A 20,570-nucleotide genomic window follows, 5' to 3' on the forward strand; every position below is an offset into this window, starting at 1 on the left:
CGGAGCGTCGCGCAGCGCCGCGAGCGGCGCCGGGTGCGAGCGTCAGAAGTCGAAGTTGATCATGTTGCGCATGACCATGACGCCGATCGACATCCAGAAGCCGGCACATGCGAGGACGACGTTGCCCATTGAGGTCGTGAACAGGATCGAGATGTAGTCGGGCGACGTCAGGTAGACGAGGAAGCCGACGATGAACGGCAGGGCGCCGATGATCGCGCCGGACGCCTTGGCCTCCATCGACATCGCCTGGATCTTGCCCTTCATGCGCTTGCGCTCGCGAAGAACGCGCGACAGGTTGGACAGCGCCTCGCCGAGATTGCCGCCCGCCTGGCTCTGGATCGAGACCACGATGGCGAAGAAGTTCGTCTCGGGCAGCGGCATGTTCTGGTAGAGCCGCTCCACCGCCTCGGTCATCGACAGGCCCATCTGCAAACCTTCCACGACACGGGCGAACTCGGAACGGACGGGCTCGGGCGTCTCGAAGGCGACCATGCGCAGCGTGTCGTTCAAAGGCAGACCGGATCGGATGCCGCGCACCACGACGTCCACGGCGTTGGCGAACTCCTCGGTGAACTTCTTCTGCCGGCGCTTGCGCAGGAACGTCAGGGCCCATCGCGGCACGCCGAAGCCGCCGACGAAGCCGAGGCCGACGGCCAGAAGAAGCGGCGCGCCCATAATGAGCGTGACCAGCATCATGACGAAGCCGAGCCCGATGCTCGCCAGGACGAAGCTGCGCATCGACAGCTTCAGGCCGGCCTGCGTCATGCGTCGCTCGATCGACAGGTTCCGGGTGTGGCGGTTGCGGGCCCTCTGCTTGCCGTCAAGCTCGTCGAGCGAGCTCTGGATCGACTTGCGGCGCTTGGCCACTTCCTGGAGGCGATCACGCGCGACCCGCTTGGCGTTCGCCTCGCTTTCGCTCTGCTTGTAGAGACCGAGACGGCTGCGGGCGTTCTTCTCGGTCTGGAGCCTCGGCTCCAGGATCGCATAGGTCAGGGCACCGAGCGAGACGGCGACGAGAAGCGCGAAGAGAAGGCCGACGATCATTGCGGCCCCGCGCCCTTGACCTCGGCGGCGTCGAGCGCGCGGGCCAGCCTCTGCTCCTCGCCGTAGTAGCGCGCGCGGTCCCAGAAGGCGGGACGGCCGACGCCGGTCGAGCGGTGCCGGCCGAGAAGCTTGCCGCGCGAGTCCTCGCCGAGGATGTCGTAGACGAAGAGGTCCTGCGTGGTGATGACGTCGCCTTCCATGCCCAGCACCTCGGTGATGTGGGTGATGCGGCGCGAACCGTCGCGCAGGCGCGCGGCCTGGACGATGATGTCGATCGAACCGGTCACGATCTCCTTCACCGTGCGCGAGGGGAGCGAAAAGCCGCCCATGGCGATCATGGATTCGATACGGTTGAGGCACTCGCGCGGCGAGTTGGAGTGGATCGTGCCCATCGATCCGTCATGGCCGGTGTTCATGGCCTGCAGGAGATCGAAGACCTCCGGGCCGCGCACCTCGCCGACGATGATCCGCTCGGGGCGCATGCGCAGACAGTTCTTGACGAGGTCGCGCATCGTGATCTCGCCCTCGCCTTCGATGTTGGGCGGGCGCGTTTCGAGGCGCACGACGTGGGGCTGCTGGAGCTGGAGTTCGGCCGAGTCCTCGCAGGTGATGATGCGCTCGTCCTCGTCGATATAGCGCGTCAGGCAGTTGAGGAGCGTCGTCTTGCCCGAGCCCGTACCGCCGGAGATGACGACGTTGCAGCGCACGCGGCCGATGATCTGGAGGATCTCCGCGCCCTCCGGCGAGATCGCGCCGAAGCCGACCAGCTGGTCGAGGGTGAGCTTGTCCTTCTTGAACTTACGGATGGTGAGCACCGTGCCGTCGATCGCGAGCGGCGGCGCGATGACGTTGACGCGGGAGCCGTCCGGCAGGCGCGCATCGCAGATCGGCGAGGATTCGTCGACGCGTCGCCCGACTTGGGATACGATGCGCTGGCAGATGTTGAGGAGCTGCTGGTTGTCGCGGAAGCGCACGCCGGCTTCCTGCACCTTGCCGTTGACTTCGATGAAGGTCTGGCGGGCGCCGTTGACCATGATGTCGGCGATGTCGTCGCGCGCCAGAAGCGGCTCCAGCGGGCCGTAGCCGAGGACGTCGTTGCAGATGTCGGCGAGCAGGTCCTCCTGCTCGGCGATCGTCATCGCGAAGTTCTTGATCGCGATGATGTCGTTGACGATGTCGCGGATTTCCTCGCGCGCCGCCTCGGTCTCGAGGCGCGCGAGCTGGCTGAGATCGATCGTGTCGATCAGCGCCGCGAAGACCTTGCTCTTCGTCTCGTAGTAGCTGTCGGGCCGAACCTTGGCGGCCGGCGCCGGCGCGGGCGCCGCCTCCGGTGCGCGTCGCATGGGAGCGGGCGCGGCGGCAGGGGTTGTCGGCGCTGCGACCGGCGCGCGAACGGCTGCGAGCGCGACGGCCGGCGCGGGAGCCTTGGCCGGTGTATCGGGTCCGCGCTTTCCGAACATGTTCCCTCCGGGACTAACGGCGGCGCATCAGGCCGAACAGGCCCGACCGCACGGACTTCGGGGCGCGCTTTGCGGACGCGCGTCCCGTCACGGCATGGGCGATGGCGGCAAAGGCTTCGACCGACGGGTGCTTGGGCTCGGCCTCGCAGACCATCCGGCCCGTGTTGGCGGCGGCGCCGAACACGGCGGGGTCGAAGGCGATCGTCGCGAGCGGCGTGAGGCCCAGCGGTTCGGAGAACTCGGCGATGTCGATCTCGGGACGCTTGGGCATCGCCGTCTGGTTGAGCACCAGCCGTGGCGGCCCATCGTTGGGGCGCAACCGCTTCAGCGTCTCGACGAGGTTCTTCGCGTTGCGAAGGTTCGCCAGATCCGGCGTCGCCACGAGCACGATCTCATCGATCCGCTGCAGCACGTCGCGCGTCCAGTCGTTCCATGTATGCGGCAGGTCGAGCACCACGGAGGGCGTCACCCGCTGGGCGGCCTCGATCAGCGGCGTGAAGGCCTCCGCCGAGAAGTCGTAGGTCCGCTCGAGCGTCGACGGCGCGGCCAGGAGCGACAGATGGTCGGCGCATTTCGCCAGAAGGCGGTCGAGAAACACGTCGTCGAGCCGGTCGGCCGAGAACACGGCCTCGGCGATGCCCTGCGGCGGGTCCTTGTCGAAGTTGATGTTGGCTGTGCCGAAGGCCAGGTCGAAGTCCGCGAGGATCACGTCGGAGGAAAACAGCTTGCCGATGGACCAGGCGACGTTGTGGGCGATCGTGGAGGCACCGACGCCGCCCTTGGCGCCGACGAAGCCGACGGACCGGCCGAGCGGGGCGGCATCGGGCGCGGCAAAGAGCTGGGAAACGAGGCCGATGAACTCGGACAGGGTCAGCGGTGCCAGAACGTATTCCGAGATCCCGCGCCGCGTCAGCTCGCGGTAGAGAGACACGTCGTTGCAGTGGCCGACCACCACGACCTTGGAACCGGGATCGCAGACGTCCGCCAGCGTGTCGAGTTCCGCCAGAAGCTCGGTCGGCGTCAACTGCGATTCCAGGATCACGAGATTGGGCGTCGGAGCCGAGGCGTAGTGCTCGGCAGCCGCGCGGATGCCGCCGGTGTGGACGCGCAGGTGCGCCTTGGCCATGCGCCGATCGGAGCCTGCCGCCTCGATCGCACCCGCAACCTCGGGCGTTTCGCAGAAGGCCTGGATCGAGATGCGCGGGATCGGCCGCAAGGCCTCGAGCCGTTCGCGCAGCGTCTCGTCGTCGAGGTGGTAGGTAGTCTCGGGATGGGACAGGAGAGACATCGGTTATCAGCCTTCCTACCAGTCGTAGTTCGATTCGGTGCGGCTGCGCTGGGAAGCCGTCGCATTGCCTTGCCGGTAGTCGTTGATCACCGTCGTCCGGCGCTCGGCGTCGATCTCGCTCATGCCACGGGGCCCCAGGAGGTCGCGCGGGTCCGAGATCTGCGCGGCGAGGTTCGCCTGCGTCGCGCAGCCGAAGTTCTCGTAGTTGCGGTTCTGGTACGTGTCGCCGAGATCGCTCGGCCACTGCCCGCACGGATGGTCGAGACCGGCGGCAAGGCCGGTATAGGACAGCCGGATCGGGTAGGCGTCGTCGCCGCCCGCGACCTCGTAGGAGGAGAAGACGATGCGCGAGCGCGGCACGCCCTCGCGATGGAGGACGCGCAGCGTGTCCTTGGCCACGAGGCTGGCGGCGGCGGCATTGCGGGTGCGCACCGGCACCTGGACGCTGATCGCGCCGGCGCGCGACGCCCGGAAGCGCGCCGCGAAGCTTTCTACGCGCGTCGAGTCGGCATGGGTCAGCCGCGTTTCGGACGAGGACGGGAGGATGTCGAGGTCCTGCGTCGCGTCGGCCACGATGATCGGGTGGCGCGACCGGTAGTCGTCCGGCACGAAGTTCAGCCGGGCGTCCGGCCGCTCGGCGCAGCCGGCAAGACCGAGGGTCGCGAGGATCAGGCCGGCCGTGGCGAAGCGGCGGGCGGCGGGGGCATTCGCGAGCACGCTCATTTGTAGATATATCCAACGGTGCCGTGGTAGCGGCCGGACGGAAGGGCGGTTTCGGACTGGCCGTAGACGCGGTTGATCCGGCCGAGGAGATTGCCGGAGCCATCCGAGGTGAAGGCGAGGTTGTCGTCGGGCCGGGCGAGGTCCTGCCGCGCCACGGGCCGCACGAGGTAGGGCGTGACGATCACGACGAGTTCGGTCTCATAGCGCTGGAAGTCGCGCGAGCGGAACAGCGTGCCGAGCACCGGGATTTTGGAGAGGCCCGGATAGCCCGAGATGACCTGCCGCATCTCGTCGCGCACGAGGCCGGCGATCACCATCGAGCCACCGGACGGCAGCTCGACCGTGGTGTCGGCCAGGCGCTTGCGGATGCCGACCGAGCCGACGCCGCCATCCCTGCCGCCAGGAATGTTGAGCGGAGACTCGAAGGTCGGCTCTGAAACCGCTGTCCGGATCTTCAGGCTGATACGGCCCGGTGACAGCACCACGGGAGTGAAGTCGAGACCAATGCCGTAGTCGATCTCCTTCGACCGGATGGTGCGCTGGTCGCGGGTGGCCGGAATGGTCTCGTAGATGGGCTGGCCGCTGCCGTCGTACCCCTTGAACTCACGCCGCTCCGGCTCGCCGTAGCTGTAGCTTTGGCCGGTCGGGACCGAGAACTCGCCGCCGACCTTGAAGCTGGCGCTCTCGCCCGAAATCGCGGTGAGACTCGGCTCGGCCAGCGTGCGCATGACACCCGCCTGCTCCATGGCCGACAGCATCGCGTCGAAGTTCACATCGCCGACCGCACCAGCGGCTGCGATACCTGACGTCGACAGCGCCTTCCCGAGCGCGAACGGGTTGTCCACACCGCCGAAGAAACTGACGCCGTCGCTCGTGCCGCCGATCGAGCCGCTGAGGCCGAGCTGCTTGACGACCGAGCGCTGGACCTCGGCGACCGTCACCTTCAGCGTGACCTGATCCTCGCCCTGGATCTGGAGGAGATTGACGATCTGGCTGCGCTGCAGCGAGGGGCTGATCTGCGAGACCGAATTGAACGAATTGGTCCCGCTGCCGCTGCTCGAGGTTGCCGTCTGCACGAACTGGCCGGTGGTCGCCTCGCCGCCGCGCGTGTAGATCGTGGCGAGATCGACGGCGCGGGCCGCGTCCTGGGCATTCTCCACCGTGCCGGTCAGGATCACGTTGTCGTTCAGCATCTCCGCCTTCACGTCGGCGGTCGGGATGAAACGGCGGATGGTGGCCGCGAGGCCGGCGATGTCGCGTTCGATCCGCAGGTCGAGGACCGCGATCTCGCGCCCTGCCGCGTCGAAGACGAAGATGTTGGTCTGCCCGACCCGCTTGCCGAAGAGATAGATGCGCCGCGCGGTCCGCGTCACCGCATCGGCGACCGAAGGATCGGCGACGACGATGTCATGGGCGTCGCGCGGCAGGTCGATGACCTTGGACTTGTTCAACCCGAGCGGGACCGACTGATTGAGGCGGGTGACCGAAATGATCGCGTCGTTCGAAGCAGCGACCGCCATCTCGGGCAGCCCCGCGGCGGTGACGGCCAGCGCGAGATGGGCCAGGGGGCGCAGGATGCGTGTCGCCATGGTCAGTTCCCCGCGGTCAGATTGGTCGTCTTGCCGTAGCGGACGAGGCGGATTTCGGTGTTCGTGGTTCGCTTCTGCTGCTCGAGGAGGAAGGCCGCGTAGCCCGGCGAGCCGGGTACGGAATCGGCGAGCGAACGGAGCGACAGGACCAACCGATCGGCCATGCGCTGTGCGGCCGTCAGCGCCTCGGCCTGTGCCGCGTCGACTTCGAGCGTCGCGGTCGTGCCCACGACGACGCGCTCGCCCTCCTTCTCCTCCACCGACTGGTCGATGGCGAGGACGCGCAGGTTCTTGAGGACGGTCTGCGTGTCGTAGGTCACCGCCTGCCCTTCGACCGGCGGCCGGGCACGCGTCATGATGACGTCGACATGGTCGTTCGGAAGGATGAAGCCGCCGGCCGATGTATCGGGTGCAATCTGGACCGCGACCGCGCGGCTGCCCGATGGCAGGATGGCCGACATGAATCCGCGATCGGAGCGGATCAGCTTGGCCTCGCGGATCGGCTCGCCGGCAAAGAAGCTCTGGCGAGCGATGGTGCCCTTCAATTCTGCGATGGCGTCGGGGCGCTGGTCGCGGCGGATCAGCGTCGCTGAAACGCCGTCCTCGGGCCACTTCATCCAGTCGAGGCCACCTTCGGTGCCCGCGCCCATGCCGATGTCGTGCGAGGCGACGAGCACCTCGACGAGCTTGATCGGAGGTTGCACAGGCTGGGCGGAGATGATGATCGGCTCGGACGCAGGCCCGCCCAAATGCAGCGCGAGGAAGCCGGCACCCACTGCTGCCACGGCTGCGACGCCGAAGATCGCCAAGCGCGAAGCCTGCATCCTCTCAACTCCTCCTGCGGTCCTTTGGAAATCGACCGATGAGGCGTTATGGAGGATAAATCCTCAAGGCATGGTTAACGGTTTCCTGCCGAGGGCTTCCCGTGCGTCAGAATCCGGAAACCATCGCTGTCAGGCTGTCATGGACGCGATGAGGGCCGGCGTGATGGCGAGGCCCGCAAGGCCGATCGCGACGCCGTAAGGAATGCCCGTGGAAGGCTCGAGCAGGCGATCGACCGCCGGACGGCCGGTGGTGGGAGAAAGGCAAGCGCGCGCCAGAAGAAACATGAGCGTCAGCGCGCCGCCGAAGATCGACGTCCAAACGACGAAGGTCAGGAGAAGGGGCGTGGGTCCGAGCCACAGGCTCGCTGCCGCCAAAAGCTTGGCATCGCCGCCCCCCATCCAGCCGGCGGCAAAGCACCCGAAGGTGATCGCGAGAACGGCCAATCCGGCCGCCCCATGGAGCGCGATCGCACCAGGGGGCATGCCGGCGGCGAAGGCGAAGAGCGGAAAGACCGCGGAAAGAAGCACGACCAGCCGGTTGGAGATCGTCATCGACGCAAGGTCGCTCGCCGCAGCGGCGACCATGGCCAGCGGGAACGCGAGAAGGAGGACCATCGCCATGGAACCGATCCCCCTTCGCCGCGAGCCGATTTCCGGGTTTCCGCAGACTACGAACCTGCTTTACTTGGTAGCGTCCTTCAACTCGCCGGAAATGAAGTTGAAGGTCGAGCCGAGCTGCGTGCCGAGGGCCGACGCGCCGGTGATGATGGCGATGCCGACGAGAGCGGCGATCAGGCCGTACTCGATCGCGGTCGCGCCGGACTCGTTCTTGCGAAAACGCTTGATGAGCTTGAACATGGAAACTCCTGCCCGTTCGATGGAAACCCGTCCCGACGACCCGACATCGTCCGTCGTTCGGTGGTCTTCAAATTACAGAGGAGCGTTTGCCGGCGGCTTAAGGAACAGCCCTAACGATCGATTAAGTCGGCGACATCCAACTTAGGGTGAATGCATTGCAAACAGGAACCGGCAACTTTCCTTTAAGCATCCGCAAATTAAGAATGGCGGCCGGCTGCGTGGTTCCGGCGGAGTTCTTTCGATGCGTCACCTCGTTCTTGCCTCGATCCTGGCTCTCGGCTCCCCGTCCCTTGCCTTGGCAGACAGCGCCGATCCTTTGACCGTCCCGATCGATCAGGCTCGCATCTTGCGCATCCCGCGGCAGGCCGGAAGCGTCATCATCGGCAATCCCTCGATCGCCGACATCACGATCCATGACGCGCGGACGCTGGTGCTGACCGGTCGCTCGTACGGCCTGACCAACCTTGTCGTTCTCGACACGAATGGCGATGTGGTGCTCGACGACAGCGTCATGGTCTCGACGGTCGAGGACCATTCGCTTCGGGTCTATCGTCAGGGATCGCGCCAGACCTTCGCCTGCGCCCCGACCTGCGAGCCGAAGGTGACGATCGGCGATGATCCGATTACGTTTGAAAGCACCACTTTGCAGGTGCAGAGGCACGACGCGCTCTCTCAGTCCAGCAACTGACAGCTACGACGCCCCTCCTCCCGCTCGCCGCCTTTTCGTGACAGAAAGAGCCGCGTCCAGAGGAGAACATGCTTGCCCCGCGCCATCCTGATCGTGCTCGACAGCTTCGGAATCGGCGGCGCGCCGGATGCGGCAGCCTATGGCGACGAGGGGGCCGACACGTTCGGGCACATCCGCGGGGCCGCATCGATCGGACACGCCGATCGCGCCGGGCTGCGGCAGGGTCCTCTCCGCATCCCGTTCCTGGAAGGCCTCGGGCTTCTGGCCGTGGCCGGCATCGACGGCGGGCCTGATCCGCGCGGCCTGTTCGGCTCGGCCGAGGAGACCAGCCGCGGCAAGGACACTCCGTCGGGTCACTGGGAGATCGCGGGCGTTCCGGTCCCGTTCGACTGGGGCTACTTCCCGCGCACGCAGCCCTGCTTTCCCGCCGAACTCGTCGCCGCGATCGTCGAGGAGGCAGGCCTTCCCGGCATTCTCGGCGACCGCCATGCCTCCGGCACCGAGATCATCGCGGCCGAGGGCGAGGCGAGCATCCGGACCGGCCGGCCGATCTTCTACACCTCGGCCGACAGTGTCCTGCAGATCGCCGCGCACGAGGACGCGTTCGGCCTCGAACGCCTCTACGCCCTTTGCGAAATCGCACGGCGCCATGTCGATGCGCTCGCCATCGGCCGCGTCATCGCGCGGCCCTTCGTCGGCCGCGACGCCGCAAGCTTCCGGCGCACGGCCAACCGGCGCGACTACGCCGTGCCGCCGCCCGAACCGACCGTCCTCGACCGGACGATCGACGCCGGCGGCCGCGTCATCGCGGTCGGCAAGATCGGCGACATCTTCGCCCATCGCGGCATCAGCGAGGTGCGCAAGGGCGACGGCAACATGGCGCTGTTTGACAAGCTCCTCGGCGCGGTCGAGGATGCCCGCGACGGCGATCTCGTGTTCGCGAACTTCGTCGATTTCGACACGCTGCACGGCCATCGGCGCGACGTCGCGGGTTACGCCGCCGAGCTCGAAGCCTTCGACGCGCGCCTGCCCGAACTCGCCGCGTACCTCAAGCCCGGCGATCTCGTGATCCTCACCGCCGACCACGGCTGCGACCCGACCTTCCCCGGCACCGACCACACGCGCGAGCGCGTGCCCGTCCTCGGCTTCGGCCCCGGCATCGCCCCGTCGGCGATCGGCCTGCGCCCGACCTTCGCCGACATTGGGGAAAGCGTCGCGGCCCATCTCGGGCTCGCGCCTGGCCCGCACGGAACAAGCTTTCTCTAGAGCTTCGCGCCCGTGATCTTGGCGGCGGCGTCGCCAGGCACTACACGCTCTGCCACGATATCAGCCGAAGGAACTGCCCGCATGGACGGCGTCACCGTGATCGATCATCCGCTGGTCCAGCACAAGCTGACCCTGATGCGAAAGCAGGAGACCTCGACGGCGAGCTTCCGCCGCCTCCTGCGCGAGATCTCGACGCTCCTCTGCTACGAGGTGACGCGCGATCTCGACATCACGACGATCGACATCGAGACGCCGATGGGGCCGATGTCGGCACCGATCCTCGAGGGCAAGAAGCTCGTCTTCGCCTCGATCCTGCGCGCCGGCAACGGGCTACTGGAGGGCATGCTCGACCTTGTGCCGGCGGCGCGCGTCGCCCATGTCGGCCTCTATCGCGACCACGAGACGCTGCAGCCGGTGGAATACTACTTCAAGGCGCCGGAAGACCTCGAGAACCGCCTCATCATCGTGGTCGACCCGATGCTGGCGACGGCCAATTCGGCCGTCGCCGCGATGGACATGCTGAAGAACCGCGGCGCGCGCAACATCCGCTTCCTGTGCCTCCTCGCCGCCCCGGAAGGTATCCGGCGCTTCCGCGAGGCCCATCCCGACATTCCCGTCTTTACCGCCTCGATCGACCAGGGGCTGAACGAGAAGGGCTACATCATCCCCGGCCTCGGCGACGCGGGCGACCGCATGTACGGCACCAAATAGCCGTCCATCGAAGCCGTCTCTACGCCGAGGAACCGGCCGATTCCGCACGGGTTCACCTCTCGACACCCCATCGAGGAGAGACCCATGAGTGCCAAGGCACCCCCCGTCCCGGCCGAGAACCGCAGCCCGAAGGGCACCGGCGAACCCGCCGTTGCCGACATGTCGCAGGTCTCGGCCGGAGGCGTTCCCGGCAATCTCGACGAGCAGGACCGACAGGGCAACATCAAGCAGAACACGACGCATCAGGGCTTTCAGCAGGATCGGTGAGCGCCATGTCGAGTTCATCCAAGATCGAGGAAACCAACCGCCATCACGGCGGCCCCGGCTCCAGCCATCAGCGAGCCGATCGGCCCGACCCGACCGAAGGCCGCGGACCGAAACCCGGCCAGCCGACCAACGGCCCGCAGGCCCGCGTGTCGGGTGGCGGCGGCGAGCAGGACAGCCACCACACCCACGATCCGCGCGGCAAGTAGCCGTTTCCGAACCCCGCCTTGGCGGGGTTCTTTCGTTTTCCACTCTTCAACCCTTTCGCAACCCGGCTCCGTCAGGCTGTTTCCGGCGCCTCGTTCCGTCGCGCTCCTTCCGGATGCCGGCCGATGACGAAGCTCCTTCCCCTCCTGATTGGCGCAACGGCCGTCGCGCTCGTCTTCCCCTCCGCCTTCGAGCGCTACCGGGCGAGCCTCGTGTCCGAGGGCGAGGTCGAGCGCCTGGAGCCGCCGGTCGCAGTGGTGGAGGCCGCCGTTCCCCGACCGAGCGGCCGGATGGTCCGGCTTCCCGCCGGCTCCGACGGTCATTTTCGCGTCGAGGCACGGTTCGACGGACGGAACGAGGAGGTCCTGGTCGACACGGGAGCGACCTATGTCGCGCTCGGGCAGGAAACCGCGCGCCGGCTCGGCGTCCGCGTCGACCCGTCTGACTTCGTGCATCGCGCCCAGACCGCGCAAGGGACCGTGCGCGCCGCGCTCGCCAAGGTCCGCCGCCTGTCGATCGGCCCGGTCGAGGCCGCCGATGTCGACGTCATGGTCCTTGAGGGCCAGGGTCCCGGCGTGACGCTTCTCGGCATGAGCTTCCTGACGCGCCTGTCGCGGTTCGAGGTCTCCGACGGCCGGCTGACGCTGGTCCAATAGCCAAATCGCCATCGGACGGGTTGCCCCGCCGGTCCTCTCGCGAAACACTCCCCCGACTGATTTGGGGAGACGTTCCATGACGAAACGGTTTGCAACGACGGGCATTGCCTTTGCCGCGGTCTCGGCCTTGATGGCCGCCCTGCCGGCCGACGCCGCCGACAATCCTCACGGCGGCGAGCGCATCGGGACCGTCTCGCAGATCTACGACGGCAAGCTCCTGCCCGATGACGCGGTCTCGACCTTTCGCAACATCGACCGCCTCTTCCCGACGCGCACGATCCGGGCCGGCGGTACGGTGCGCGAGCTGCGGCCGGCGGACAAACCGCTCGGCGAGGTCAGCTTCCGCTTAGGCGAGGAGACCTACGACCTCTACGACGTCATGGCGCTCGACAGCTTCACCGCGATGATCGTCCTGAAGGACGGCAAGGTCGCCTACGAGACCTACCAGCGCGGCAACACGCCGGAAACGCGCTGGATGTCGATGTCGGTCGCCAAGTCGATCACCTCGACGCTCGCCGCGATCGCCATCAAGGAGGGCAAGCTCTCGGGCCTCGACGCGCCGGTTACCCAATATGTCGAGGCGCTGAAGGGCAGCGCCTACGAGGGCGTCACCTTGCGCGACATCCTGATGATGAGCTCAGGCGTGCGCTGGAACGAGACCTACACCGACCCCACCTCCGACCGGCGCGCTCTTCTGAAGGCGCAGATCTCGCAGGAGCCGGGCTCGGCGATGAAGCTGATGGCGAGCCTGCCGCGCGCCGCCGAGCCCGGCACGGTCAACAACTACTCGACCGGCGAGACGCAGGTGCTCGGTGAGATCGTGCGCGGCGCGGTCGGCAAGCCGCTCGCCGAATACCTCTCAGAGACGATCTGGGTGCCCTACGGCATGGAGGCCGACGCCAACTGGTGGCTGGATTCGCCGGACGGCCACGAGATCGGCGGCTCCGGCCTGTCGGCGACACTGCGTGACTTCGCGCGCTTCGGCCAGTTCTTTTTGGAGAACGGGGTGATCGGCAGCGCGTCCATCCTGCCAGACGGCTGGGTCCGGCAAGCGGCCGGCCCGACGACGCTCAAGGACGGCTCGAAGCTCGACTACGGCTACATGTGGTGGACCGGCTGGACCGAGCCCTCGATCGCCGATGGGGCGTTCGCCGCGATCGGCATCCAGGGCCAGAACATCTACATCAACCCGAAGCGCAACGTCGTCATCGTCACCTTCGGCGCGCAGCCCAAGCCCACCGGCAAGGAGCCGGTGGACCCGCTGGTCTTCTTCGACGCGGTCGCTGCCGCGCTCGACTAGTCGCGCGCCGGCGCCACGGCCCATGGATTCAGGACGGCCGCCGGGTCGAGCGCCCGGCGGATCGAGCGCATGAGCTGGCGCTCGACGGGCGAGCGAAGCGCGTCGGCAAGCGCGATCTTGGCCTGACCGAGACCATGCTCGGCGGCAAAGCTGCCGCTCATCTCGGTCGCAAGGCCCGCGATGGCCAGCCCGAGCTCCTGCGCCTTGCCGCCAAAGTCGGCGGCCTCCTCCGGCGGCGACAGGTTGTAATGGATATTGCCGTCGGCGAGATGCCCGAACGGGTTGATCCGCACGCCGGGCAGGATCGCCTCGCAGCGGGCACCGGCCGCCGCGACGAACTCCGCGATCCGGCCGGGCGGCACGGCGACGTCGTGCTTGAGCTGCGCGCCCTCGAGCCGCTGGCCCTCCGGCTGCTCCTCGCGCAGCCGCCAGAAGGCGCCGCGCTGCGCGTCCGAGGCCGCGATCGTTCCGTCCAGAACGAGGCCCTCCTCCATGCCCCATTCGAGCGTCGCGGTAAGGATGTCCTCCAACGGCATCCGCGCCGAAGCGCTGGCGATCTCGACGAGGAGATAGGTGCCGCCGCGCGTCTCGAGCGGATAACCGAGCGAGGTCACGTGACGCAGCGCGAGGTCGAGGCCGAGTTCGCAGAAGAATTCGAGCCCCGTGAGCACCTCGCCGGCCTCGGCGCGAAGCCGTGTGCCGAAGGCGACGGCCGCCGCCTCGTCCGGCAGGACGAGGAGCGCGGTGGCGCGCTGGCGGGGCGCGGGATGAAGCTTCAGGACGGCCCGCGTGACGATGCCGAGCGTGCCTTCCGAGCCGCAGAAGAGACGGCGGAGCTGGTAGCCCGCATTGTCCTTCTGGACCGCGCGCATGCCGTTCCAGACCGTGCCGTCGGCCAGCACCACTTCGAGGCCGAGCACCAGATCCTGCATCATGCCGAAGCGGAAGGCGTGACTGCCCCCGGCGTTGGTGCCGATCAGCCCGCCCACCTGCGCGCTGCCTTCGGCGCCGAGATGCATCGGGAACATCAGGCCGGACCCGTCGAGACGATCGTGCAGCATCTGCAGCACCAGCCCCGCCTCGACCTCGATCGAACCCGAGGCCGCATCGGGCACGCCGCAGGCGTTCATGCGCCCGAGCGATAGGATCACGCCGCCGGGGCTGCCCAGCACAGCGCCGCCGCAAAGGCCCGTATTTCCCCCTTGCGGGACGACGGCGACGCCGGCGGCATGCGCCGCTGCCAGTACCGCCGAGACCTCGGCGGTGCAGGCGGGCCGCGCGACGCCGAACGGCGGCGCCCCGTAGCGATCCAGCCAGTCCCGCTGAAAGGGCCCGGCCTCGGCCGCCGGCATCCAGCCCTTGGGCCCAAGGATCTTCGCCAGCCGCTCCGCCAATTCCGTCATGCCCGTCCCGCTCCTCTCATCGATCCGACGACGTGTAGAGGCTGGCGGGGCCCGAGCACAACCGGGCTCAGGCGGCGGGGCGCTCCGGCGGATGGCCGAGGGCGTGGAGAATGCCTCGCAGTTCGGCAAGGCCCCGCATCCGCCCCGTCGCGGGATAACCGGGCGTTACGTCCTTGCGCAGGTCGTCCAGCATCCGGTGCCCGTGGTCGGAGCGGAACACGATCGTCGCGCCCTTGTCGCGTCGGCGGTCTTCGGCGACGAGTTCCGTGAGGACGGCGACCATGTCGACGTCGCCCTCGAGATGGGCCGATTCGTGGAACGTACGCGGGTCCGCCTCGCGCTTGGTGGCGCGCAGATGGGCGAAGTGGATGCGCGACGCGAAACGGCGGGCGATCACCGGCAGATCGTTGTCGGCGCGCACCCCGAGGCTTCCCGTGCAGTAGCACATGCCGTTGGCGGCGGACGGCACGGCGTCGAAAAGGGCTGCGTAATCGTCCTGCGTCGAGGCGACGCGCGGCAGGCCGAAGAGCGGGCGCGGCGGATCGTCGGGATGCAGCGTGAGCTTTACCTTCAGAGCTTCGGCTGCGGGCGTCACCGCTTCCAGGAACTCGACGAGGTGACGGCGCAGACGCGCGGCGTCGACGTCCCGGTACTGGTCGAGCTTGTCGCGGAAGGCCGGGATGGTCATCGGCTCGGTGGTCGAGCCCGGCAGAGCGCTCGCGATGTTGCGCGTGAGATCGGCGACCTCGCCCTCGCCCATCGCATCGAAGCGCGTGCGGGCCCGCGCCTGCTCCTTCGGCGTGTAGTCGCGCTCGGCGCCCTGCCGCTGGAGGATATGCAACTCGAACGCGGCAAAGGTCTCGAAGTCGAAACGCATCGCCGTCGCGCCGGTGTCGGTCACGAAGTCGAGGTCCGTGCGGCACCAGTCCACCACCGGCATGAAGTTGTAGCAGACGATGCCGATGCCCGCCTTGGCAACGCTCTCGAGACTGGCGATCCAAGCCTCGATCTCGGGTTTCGCAGCGCCTCCGGTGCGCTTGACGGCATCGGGGATCGGGATGCTCTCGACCACCGACCACAAGAGCGGCGCACGGCCGGCAGGCGTCGTCTCGATCATGTCGCGGCGCGCCTCGACGGCCTCGCGCGTCCAGACCGCGCCGATCGGCACCTCGTGCAGGGCGGAAACGATGTCTGTCGCCCCCACCTGCCGCACCTCGTCCAGCGTCACGTTGGCCCGTGGTCCGAACCATCTCCAGCCCTGGCGCATCGATACTCCCCCTTGCCCGGCGCGATGCCGGCAGTCCTCAGATGAAAAAGTCGGGATGGCGGCTGCGTATCTCGGCGACATCCGGAATGACGGCGCCGAGATGCCCTTCCATCGCGCTCCGCGCGCCCGCCGCATCGCCGGCCGCGATCCGCGCAAGGATCGCCTCGTGCTCGACGATCACCTGCTCGGCCCTGCCGAGGATCGGCAGCGTCAGGCGGCGAGCGCGGTCGAGCTGGATCTTGGCCTGCGTCACCAGCGCCCAGATGCCCGGATGCCCCGCGAGATCGGCGATCGCCGCATGGAAGGCTTCGTCGGCCTCGTGGAACCCGTCGTTGTCGCCGACCGCGGCACAGGCCTTCTGGCGGCGGATCGCGTGCTCGAGGGTATCGAGGCGCCCGGTGCCCGTCCGCTCGGCCGCCTTCTCCACCGTCACGCCCTCCAGCGCCTTGCGGATCAGCACCGCTTCGGGAATCGCCGAAACCGCGACGCGCGACACGAAGGTCCCGAACTGCGGCCGCACGTCGACCAGTCCGATCTCGGCCAGACGGATCAGCGCCTCGCGCACCGGCGTGCGGCTGACGCCGAAGCGCTCGACGAGGCCGCGGTCTGCGAGCGGCGTTCCCGGCGGCAGCCGTGCGGCGACGATCTCCCCCCGAAGCGTCTCGAAGACCTGCGTCGCGGACGTGACCCGTCGCGCCGGTCGCGATGCAACTGCGGTGCTTTCATTCAACGGAGAGACGGGAGGATCGGACGCCATGAGACGGTAACAGCAGGACGGTTATCTGGTATACTAGTATGCCAGTGGATCCGGTTTGCCAATGGCGCTATTGCCTGCGAGCGAGCCAACCTATGGTTTCGGTCGGCGATAGCGGTCCGCATGGCGTTCGAACGTTTCAAGCTGCGAAGCGAGCGCCCGCTGGAACGCCGGGCGTCCCTCGTGCCGTGCGACATAGGCGGCGAGCTGCGGAAACGGGTCGAGGTCTTCGGCTTCCGCATCGCGCAACACAGAGGTCATCATCAGGTCGGCAACCGTGAAGCGGTCGGCGACGAGATGCGGAGCGTCGCCCAGCGCGTCCGACAACCGACCCAGCCGCTCGTGGAGAAGCGCCTGGATGTCGGGTTCGATGCCCGCGGCGGCCGCCTTGTCCGTCGTGAAGAAGCGTAGCATCGCCAGCATGGCGATCGGCTTTTCGACCGTATCGGTCGCGGCGAAGACCCAGGCGAGGCAGTCGTCGCGGTCGCCGGGCGCCTGAGGCAGAAGGGCGTCGCTCGCCGCCGCGATGCGCCAGACGCAGGCGCCGGTCTCGAACAGGGTGTCGGCGCCGATGGTCAGGGCCGGAACCTGACCGAAGGGCTGACGGGCGAGGTTCTCGGCCTGCCGTTGGCTGCCCTGCGCTACGAGATCCACCTCGTAAGGCAGCCCGGTCTCCTCGAGCGCCCAGCGCAGCCGAAGGTCGCGTACATGACCTTGCGCGAAGCGCGGGACCCAATCGAAGGCGGTGAGACGGATCGGTCGCCCGCGCAAGGTGTCGGCATCCATGCGTTGATCCCTCGGATGGTGCGATCACGCAAGGATGATGCGAAGCGCCCACATCGGCAAGGCGATCGGCCGGAACCGGCCGGCCGCTTCGATCGTAACTCCGGCATGACGGACGAGACCCGCACCACCCCGGAAGAAAGCCCGCGCGACCGCCTCACCACGGCATTTCTGCTGACGGCGATGGTGGTAGGCGGCGGATTTGCGACAATCGCGCTTGCGATCGGGGCGTGGGACCTTCTGCAGCGCTACGGCGGGCTCTAGCCCGCCGATCCCGTCAGGCCTGCGGCTCGAACTCGTCGGGCGAGAACTCGTAGGCCTCGCCGCAGAACTCGCACGTCACCTGGATGCGGCCGTCCTGCGTGCTGTGGGCAAGGTCGTCGGCCGAGAAGCCCTGCAGCACGCCGCGGATCTTCTCGCGGTTGCACGAGCAATCGTCGCGCACCGGCGTCGCCGGGAAGACCCGTACGCCCCGCTCGTGGAACAGGCGGAACAGGAGACGCTCGACCCCCACATCGGGATCGGCGAGTTCCGAGGGCTCGACGGTGCCGACGAGCGCCTGCACCTCCGTCCAGGCGTCGTCCTCGGCATAGGCCTCGACCTCGGCGCCTTCCGGCGCGTCGCCGCCCGGCAGATCGGCCATGCGCATGCGCTCGGGGGCCTCGGGCAGGAACTGCGCGATGAGGCCGCCGGCGCGCCAGCCCTGCGAGAAGCCGCCGCCGTCCTGCCGGCGCGCGATGCGCGCGACCGCCAGACGAACCGTGGTCGGGATCTGCTCGGACTGGCGGAAATAGGTCTCCGCCACCGCCTCCAGCGAGGCGCCGGACAGTTCCACGATGCCCTGGTAGCGCTGCATGTGGGGGCCCTGGTCGATCGTCAGGGCAAGAATGCCATTGCCGAGAAGCTCGGCGGATTCGACCCGCTTCGCCTCGATCGCCTGCGCGAGGCGATCGGCATCGAAGCGCGCATAAGCTCGCACGCTCGACGGCATGGTGAAGTCGACCACGAGGAGATCGACCGGCCCGTCGGTCTGCGTCTGCGCGATGAACTTGCCGTCGAACTTCAGCGAGGTGCCGAGAAGGACGGTGAGGACGATCATCTCGGCGAGAAGCCGGGCGACCGGCTCGGGATAGTCGTGACGCGCCAGGATCGCGTCGACCATCGAGCCGAGTTGCACGGCACGCCCGCGCGCATCGAGCGCCTCGACTGCGAACGGCACAACCGCGTCGTCGCCGGCAAAGCCGAATTCGCCGAGTTCGGGGCTATGGTCAGCCATGCGCGGCCACCTCGCCGAAGGCCCAGGCCAGGATCGACTTCTGTGCGTGGAGGCGGTTCTCGGCCTCGTCGAAGACCACCGACTGCGGTCCGTCGATCACCTCGTCGGTCACCTCCTCGCCGCGGTGGGCGGGCAGGCAGTGCATGAAGAGCGCCTGCGGGTTGGCGCGGCTCATCAGCGCCGCGTTGACCTGATAGGGCATGAAGACGTTGTGCCCCCGCGCCTCGGCCTCGCGGCCCATCGAGACCCAGGTGTCGGTGACGACGCAGTCGGCGCCCGACACGGCGTCCTCGGGGTCGCGCGTGAGGTGCAGGCGCGTGCCGGCGGCGCGCGCGCGCTCGACGTAGCGCGGATCAGGGTCGGAGCCCTCGGGGGTCGCGATGCGCAGCGAGAAGTCGAAGGCGCCCGCCGCCTCGATCAGCGAGTTGAGGACGTTGTTGCCGTCGCCGGTCCAGGCGAAGGTCCGGCCCTTGACCGGCCCGCGATGCTCCTCGAAGGTGAGGAGGTCGGCCATGATCTGGCAGGGATGTGTGTCGTCGGTCAGAGCGTTGATCACCGGCACGGTCGCCGCCTCGGCCATTTCCAGAAGGCGGGCGTGCTCGGTGGTGCGGATCATGATCGCGTCGACATAGCGCGACAGGACGCGGGCCGTGTCGGCGATCGTCTCGGCGCGGCCGAGCTGCATTTCCGATCCCGAGAGGAACAGCGTCTCGCCGCCGAGCTGGCGCATGGCGACGTCGAACGACACGCGGGTGCGCGTCGAGGGCTTCTCGAAGATCATGGCGAGCACCCGCCCGTCGAGCGGCTTCGGCCCGGCGCGGCCGAGCGTCTTGCGCTCGCCCGCATCGTCGAGGATGGCGCGCAGATCCCCCGCCGACATGGCCGACAGGTCGAGGAAGTGCCGGGGCGACTGGATCAGGGCGCTCATGCCGCGGAGCTTTCGCTGGAGCCGGCCGACAGTTCGGCGCAGGCCGCCTCGATCCGGTTCATCGCCTCGCGCACCTCGTCCGCGCTGACGACCAGCGGCGGCAGGAAGCGCACGACGTTGTCGCCGGCGGGGGCCGCCAGCATCTGATGGCGGCGCAGCGTCTCGACGAACTGGCCGTTCGGCACGCGGGGCTTGAGGCCGATGAGAAGCCCCTCGCCGCGCACCTCCTCGACGATATCGGGGAAGCGGTCCTTCAGCGAGGCGAGGCTCTGCTTGAAGAGAAGCGCCGTGTGGCGCACCTCGTCGAGGAAGCCGTCGGCAAGGATGACGTCGAGCACGGCATTGCCGACCGCCATGCCGAGCGGGTTGCCGCCGAACGTGGTGCCGTGGGTGCCGGCCGTCATGCCCTTGGCGGCTTCCGCCGTGGCAAGGCACGCGCCGAGCGGAAAGCCGCCGCCGATGCCCTTGGCCGAGGCCAGGATGTCGGGCTCGACCCCTGCGTTCTCGTAGGCGAAGAAGCGGCCGGTGCGCCCGACGCCGGTCTGCACCTCGTCGAAGATCAGCATCAGGCCCTGCTCGTCGCAGAGCGCGCGAAGCTGGCGGAGGAACTCCGGCGCAGCGGACCGCACGCCGCCCTCGCCCTGGATCGGCTCGATCAGAATGCCGGCCGTCTCCGGCCCGACGGCCGCGCGCACCAGTTCGATGTCGCCGAAGGCCACCTGGTCGAAGCCCTCGACCTTCGGGCCGAAGCCCTCGAGATACTTCTTCTGGCCGCCGGCCGCGATGGTCGCGAGCGTCCGGCCGTGGAAGGCACCCTCGAAGGTCACGATGCGGAAGCGCTCGGGATGCCCCGAGACGTACTGGTAGCGCCGCGCGGTCTTGATCGCGCACTCCAGCGCCTCGGCGCCCGAATTGGTGAAGAACACCTTGTCGGCGAAGGACGCCTCGACGAGACGCGCGGCCAGGCGCTCCTGCCCCGGGATCTGGAAGAGGTTCGAGACGTGCCAGAGCCGGGCGGCCTGCTCGCTCAAGGCGGCCACGAGATGCGGGTGCGCATGGCCCAGCGAATTGACGGCGATGCCGCCGGTGAAGTCGAGGAACCGCCGGCCGTCCTCGGTCACGAGCCACACGCCCTCACCTCGCTCGACGCGCAGGTCCGCACGGGCGAAGGTGGCGAAAAGCGGGTTGTCGTGCTCGGACATGGGGCTGACTTCTTCGGTTTTCCCGGAACGGGTTCGGGGCGACGGCACATGGCGGCCCGCATGGGGGCTTGCCGCCGTG

General features: G+C 68.2%; 23 protein-coding genes. 8 read left to right on the top strand and 15 right to left on the bottom strand.

From position 1 onward, the window contains the following. Nucleotides 1–42: 42 nt before the first annotated feature. From BM175_RS07875 to BM175_RS07910, 8 genes are all read right to left on the bottom strand, one after another. Nucleotides 43–1,044 carry a type II secretion system F family protein gene (locus BM175_RS07875; RefSeq protein ID WP_090961666.1) on the bottom strand — a complete coding sequence of 334 codons (1,002 nt, stop codon included), beginning with the start codon at nt 1,042–1,044 and terminating at the stop codon, nt 43–45. Next, nucleotides 1,041–2,504 carry a TadA family conjugal transfer-associated ATPase gene (locus BM175_RS07880; protein WP_090961669.1) on the bottom strand — a complete coding sequence of 488 codons (1,464 nt, stop codon included), beginning with the start codon at nt 2,502–2,504 and terminating at the stop codon, nt 1,041–1,043. The genes BM175_RS07875 and BM175_RS07880 overlap by 4 nt, the downstream gene beginning before the upstream one ends. A 13-nt stretch (nt 2,505–2,517) precedes the next feature. Then, complete coding sequence (locus tag BM175_RS07885) at nt 2,518–3,792, bottom strand: CpaE/TadZ family protein (RefSeq protein ID WP_090961671.1); 1,275 nt, start codon at nt 3,790–3,792, stop codon at nt 2,518–2,520. A 15-nt stretch (nt 3,793–3,807) separates the two neighbouring features. Then, nucleotides 3,808–4,515 (bottom strand): CpaD family pilus assembly protein, encoded by a 708-nt coding sequence (locus BM175_RS07890; RefSeq protein WP_090961673.1) that lies wholly within the window; start codon nt 4,513–4,515, stop codon nt 3,808–3,810. Continuing rightward, the gene (locus tag BM175_RS07895; protein ID WP_090961676.1) at nt 4,512–6,104 is read right to left on the bottom strand and encodes a type II and III secretion system protein family protein; all 1,593 of its coding nucleotides are present in this window, start codon (nt 6,102–6,104) and stop codon (nt 4,512–4,514) included. The genes BM175_RS07890 and BM175_RS07895 overlap by 4 nt, the downstream gene beginning before the upstream one ends. 2 nt (nt 6,105–6,106) lie before the next feature. Next, the gene (cpaB, locus tag BM175_RS07900; protein WP_090961678.1) at nt 6,107–6,928 is read right to left on the bottom strand and encodes a Flp pilus assembly protein CpaB; all 822 of its coding nucleotides are present in this window, start codon (nt 6,926–6,928) and stop codon (nt 6,107–6,109) included. A 129-nt stretch (nt 6,929–7,057) separates the two neighbouring features. Continuing rightward, nucleotides 7,058–7,549 (bottom strand): A24 family peptidase, encoded by a 492-nt coding sequence (locus BM175_RS07905; protein WP_090961679.1) that lies wholly within the window; start codon nt 7,547–7,549, stop codon nt 7,058–7,060. Between the two features lie 60 nt (nt 7,550–7,609). Beyond that, the gene (locus BM175_RS07910) at nt 7,610–7,786 is read right to left on the bottom strand and encodes a Flp family type IVb pilin (protein WP_090961680.1); all 177 of its coding nucleotides are present in this window, start codon (nt 7,784–7,786) and stop codon (nt 7,610–7,612) included. 241 nt (nt 7,787–8,027) lie between these two features. Here BM175_RS07910 and BM175_RS07915 point away from each other — a divergent pair, with 241 nt between their 5' ends. The 7 genes from BM175_RS07915 (at nt 8,028) to BM175_RS07945 (ending at nt 12,878) form a co-directional block, all read left to right on the top strand. Next, nucleotides 8,028–8,474, top strand: a complete 447-nt coding sequence (locus tag BM175_RS07915; protein ID WP_090961683.1) for a pilus assembly protein N-terminal domain-containing protein — start codon at nt 8,028–8,030, stop codon at nt 8,472–8,474. 72 nt (nt 8,475–8,546) lie between these two features. Then, nucleotides 8,547–9,740, top strand: coding sequence for a phosphopentomutase (locus BM175_RS07920; protein ID WP_090961685.1), 1,194 nt, complete (start codon nt 8,547–8,549; stop codon nt 9,738–9,740). A gap of 81 nt (nt 9,741–9,821) precedes the next feature. Further along, a complete protein-coding gene (gene upp, locus BM175_RS07925; protein WP_090961688.1) occupies nt 9,822–10,451 on the top strand; it encodes a uracil phosphoribosyltransferase in 630 nt (209 codons plus the stop codon). Between the two features lie 84 nt (nt 10,452–10,535). Further along, the gene (locus BM175_RS07930; protein WP_090961691.1) at nt 10,536–10,718 is read left to right on the top strand and encodes a hypothetical protein; all 183 of its coding nucleotides are present in this window, start codon (nt 10,536–10,538) and stop codon (nt 10,716–10,718) included. Nucleotides 10,719–10,723: 5 nt separating this feature from the next. Beyond that, nucleotides 10,724–10,924, top strand: coding sequence for a hypothetical protein (locus tag BM175_RS07935; protein ID WP_090961693.1), 201 nt, complete (start codon nt 10,724–10,726; stop codon nt 10,922–10,924). Between the two features lie 123 nt (nt 10,925–11,047). Beyond that, entirely contained in the window at nt 11,048–11,578 is a 531-nt protein-coding gene (locus tag BM175_RS07940) for a retropepsin-like aspartic protease family protein (RefSeq protein WP_090961696.1), read from the top strand. A gap of 76 nt (nt 11,579–11,654) precedes the next feature. Then, on the top strand, nt 11,655–12,878 hold the full coding sequence (locus tag BM175_RS07945; RefSeq protein ID WP_090961698.1) for a serine hydrolase domain-containing protein: 1,224 nt from the start codon (nt 11,655–11,657) through the stop codon (nt 12,876–12,878). Here BM175_RS07945 and BM175_RS07950 read toward each other — a convergent pair. From BM175_RS07950 to BM175_RS07965, 4 genes are all read right to left on the bottom strand, one after another. Continuing rightward, a complete protein-coding gene (locus BM175_RS07950; protein WP_090961701.1) occupies nt 12,875–14,281 on the bottom strand; it encodes an FAD-binding oxidoreductase in 1,407 nt (468 codons plus the stop codon). The two genes, BM175_RS07945 and BM175_RS07950, sit on opposite strands and share 4 nt — an antisense overlap. A 67-nt stretch (nt 14,282–14,348) precedes the next feature. Further along, on the bottom strand, nt 14,349–15,548 hold the full coding sequence (uxuA, locus tag BM175_RS07955; RefSeq protein WP_090961704.1) for a mannonate dehydratase: 1,200 nt from the start codon (nt 15,546–15,548) through the stop codon (nt 14,349–14,351). 37 nt (nt 15,549–15,585) lie between these two features. Further along, nucleotides 15,586–16,305 carry a GntR family transcriptional regulator gene (locus BM175_RS07960; RefSeq protein WP_090961707.1) on the bottom strand — a complete coding sequence of 240 codons (720 nt, stop codon included), beginning with the start codon at nt 16,303–16,305 and terminating at the stop codon, nt 15,586–15,588. Between the two features lie 90 nt (nt 16,306–16,395). After that, nucleotides 16,396–17,088, bottom strand: coding sequence for a glutathione S-transferase family protein (locus tag BM175_RS07965; protein WP_090961710.1), 693 nt, complete (start codon nt 17,086–17,088; stop codon nt 16,396–16,398). A 105-nt stretch (nt 17,089–17,193) separates the two neighbouring features. Here BM175_RS07965 and BM175_RS22680 point away from each other — a divergent pair, with 105 nt between their 5' ends. After that, nucleotides 17,194–17,349 (top strand): hypothetical protein, encoded by a 156-nt coding sequence (locus tag BM175_RS22680; RefSeq protein WP_175526795.1) that lies wholly within the window; start codon nt 17,194–17,196, stop codon nt 17,347–17,349. Nucleotides 17,350–17,362: 13 nt separating this feature from the next. Here the strand turns inward: BM175_RS22680 and BM175_RS07975 are convergent, their stop codons facing one another. From BM175_RS07975 to BM175_RS07985, 3 genes are read right to left on the bottom strand one after another with little or no spacing between them, the layout of a single operon-like run. Further along, nucleotides 17,363–18,361 (bottom strand): Hsp33 family molecular chaperone, encoded by a 999-nt coding sequence (locus BM175_RS07975; RefSeq protein ID WP_090961714.1) that lies wholly within the window; start codon nt 18,359–18,361, stop codon nt 17,363–17,365. Next, entirely contained in the window at nt 18,354–19,289 is a 936-nt protein-coding gene (gene argF, locus BM175_RS07980) for an ornithine carbamoyltransferase (protein WP_090961716.1), read from the bottom strand. The genes BM175_RS07975 and argF overlap by 8 nt, the downstream gene beginning before the upstream one ends. Further along, entirely contained in the window at nt 19,286–20,491 is a 1,206-nt protein-coding gene (locus BM175_RS07985) for an aspartate aminotransferase family protein (RefSeq protein WP_090961718.1), read from the bottom strand. The genes argF and BM175_RS07985 overlap by 4 nt, the downstream gene beginning before the upstream one ends. Nucleotides 20,492–20,570: the final 79 nt, after the last annotated feature.

The organism is Aureimonas phyllosphaerae, assembly GCF_900113065.1.
Classification (GTDB): Bacteria; Pseudomonadota; Alphaproteobacteria; order Rhizobiales; family Rhizobiaceae; genus Aureimonas; species Aureimonas phyllosphaerae.

Bases quoted from the DNA above. Each gene is read 5' to 3' on its own strand.
- BM175_RS07875 (WP_090961666.1), bottom strand. From the start codon at position 1,044: ATGATCGTCGGCCTTCTCTTCGCGCTTCTCGTCGCCGTCTCGCTCGGT.
- BM175_RS07880 (WP_090961669.1), bottom strand. From the start codon at position 2,504: ATGTTCGGAAAGCGCGGACCCGATACACCGGCCAAGGCTCCCGCGCCG.
- BM175_RS07885 (WP_090961671.1), bottom strand. From the start codon at position 3,792: ATGTCTCTCCTGTCCCATCCCGAGACTACCTACCACCTCGACGACGAG.
- BM175_RS07890 (WP_090961673.1), bottom strand. From the start codon at position 4,515: ATGAGCGTGCTCGCGAATGCCCCCGCCGCCCGCCGCTTCGCCACGGCC.
- BM175_RS07895 (WP_090961676.1), bottom strand. From the start codon at position 6,104: ATGGCGACACGCATCCTGCGCCCCCTGGCCCATCTCGCGCTGGCCGTC.
- cpaB (WP_090961678.1), bottom strand. From the start codon at position 6,928: ATGCAGGCTTCGCGCTTGGCGATCTTCGGCGTCGCAGCCGTGGCAGCA.
- BM175_RS07905 (WP_090961679.1), bottom strand. From the start codon at position 7,549: ATGGCGATGGTCCTCCTTCTCGCGTTCCCGCTGGCCATGGTCGCCGCT.
- BM175_RS07910 (WP_090961680.1), bottom strand. From the start codon at position 7,786: ATGTTCAAGCTCATCAAGCGTTTTCGCAAGAACGAGTCCGGCGCGACC.
- BM175_RS07915 (WP_090961683.1), top strand. From the start codon at position 8,028: ATGCGTCACCTCGTTCTTGCCTCGATCCTGGCTCTCGGCTCCCCGTCC.
- upp (WP_090961688.1), top strand. From the start codon at position 9,822: ATGGACGGCGTCACCGTGATCGATCATCCGCTGGTCCAGCACAAGCTG.
- BM175_RS07930 (WP_090961691.1), top strand. From the start codon at position 10,536: ATGAGTGCCAAGGCACCCCCCGTCCCGGCCGAGAACCGCAGCCCGAAG.
- BM175_RS07935 (WP_090961693.1), top strand. From the start codon at position 10,724: ATGTCGAGTTCATCCAAGATCGAGGAAACCAACCGCCATCACGGCGGC.
- BM175_RS07940 (WP_090961696.1), top strand. From the start codon at position 11,048: ATGACGAAGCTCCTTCCCCTCCTGATTGGCGCAACGGCCGTCGCGCTC.
- BM175_RS07945 (WP_090961698.1), top strand. From the start codon at position 11,655: ATGACGAAACGGTTTGCAACGACGGGCATTGCCTTTGCCGCGGTCTCG.
- BM175_RS07950 (WP_090961701.1), bottom strand. From the start codon at position 14,281: ATGACGGAATTGGCGGAGCGGCTGGCGAAGATCCTTGGGCCCAAGGGC.
- uxuA (WP_090961704.1), bottom strand. From the start codon at position 15,548: ATGCGCCAGGGCTGGAGATGGTTCGGACCACGGGCCAACGTGACGCTG.
- BM175_RS07960 (WP_090961707.1), bottom strand. From the start codon at position 16,305: ATGGCGTCCGATCCTCCCGTCTCTCCGTTGAATGAAAGCACCGCAGTT.
- BM175_RS07965 (WP_090961710.1), bottom strand. From the start codon at position 17,088: ATGGATGCCGACACCTTGCGCGGGCGACCGATCCGTCTCACCGCCTTC.
- BM175_RS22680 (WP_175526795.1), top strand. From the start codon at position 17,194: ATGACGGACGAGACCCGCACCACCCCGGAAGAAAGCCCGCGCGACCGC.
- BM175_RS07975 (WP_090961714.1), bottom strand. From the start codon at position 18,361: ATGGCTGACCATAGCCCCGAACTCGGCGAATTCGGCTTTGCCGGCGAC.
- argF (WP_090961716.1), bottom strand. From the start codon at position 19,289: ATGAGCGCCCTGATCCAGTCGCCCCGGCACTTCCTCGACCTGTCGGCC.
- BM175_RS07985 (WP_090961718.1), bottom strand. From the start codon at position 20,491: ATGTCCGAGCACGACAACCCGCTTTTCGCCACCTTCGCCCGTGCGGAC.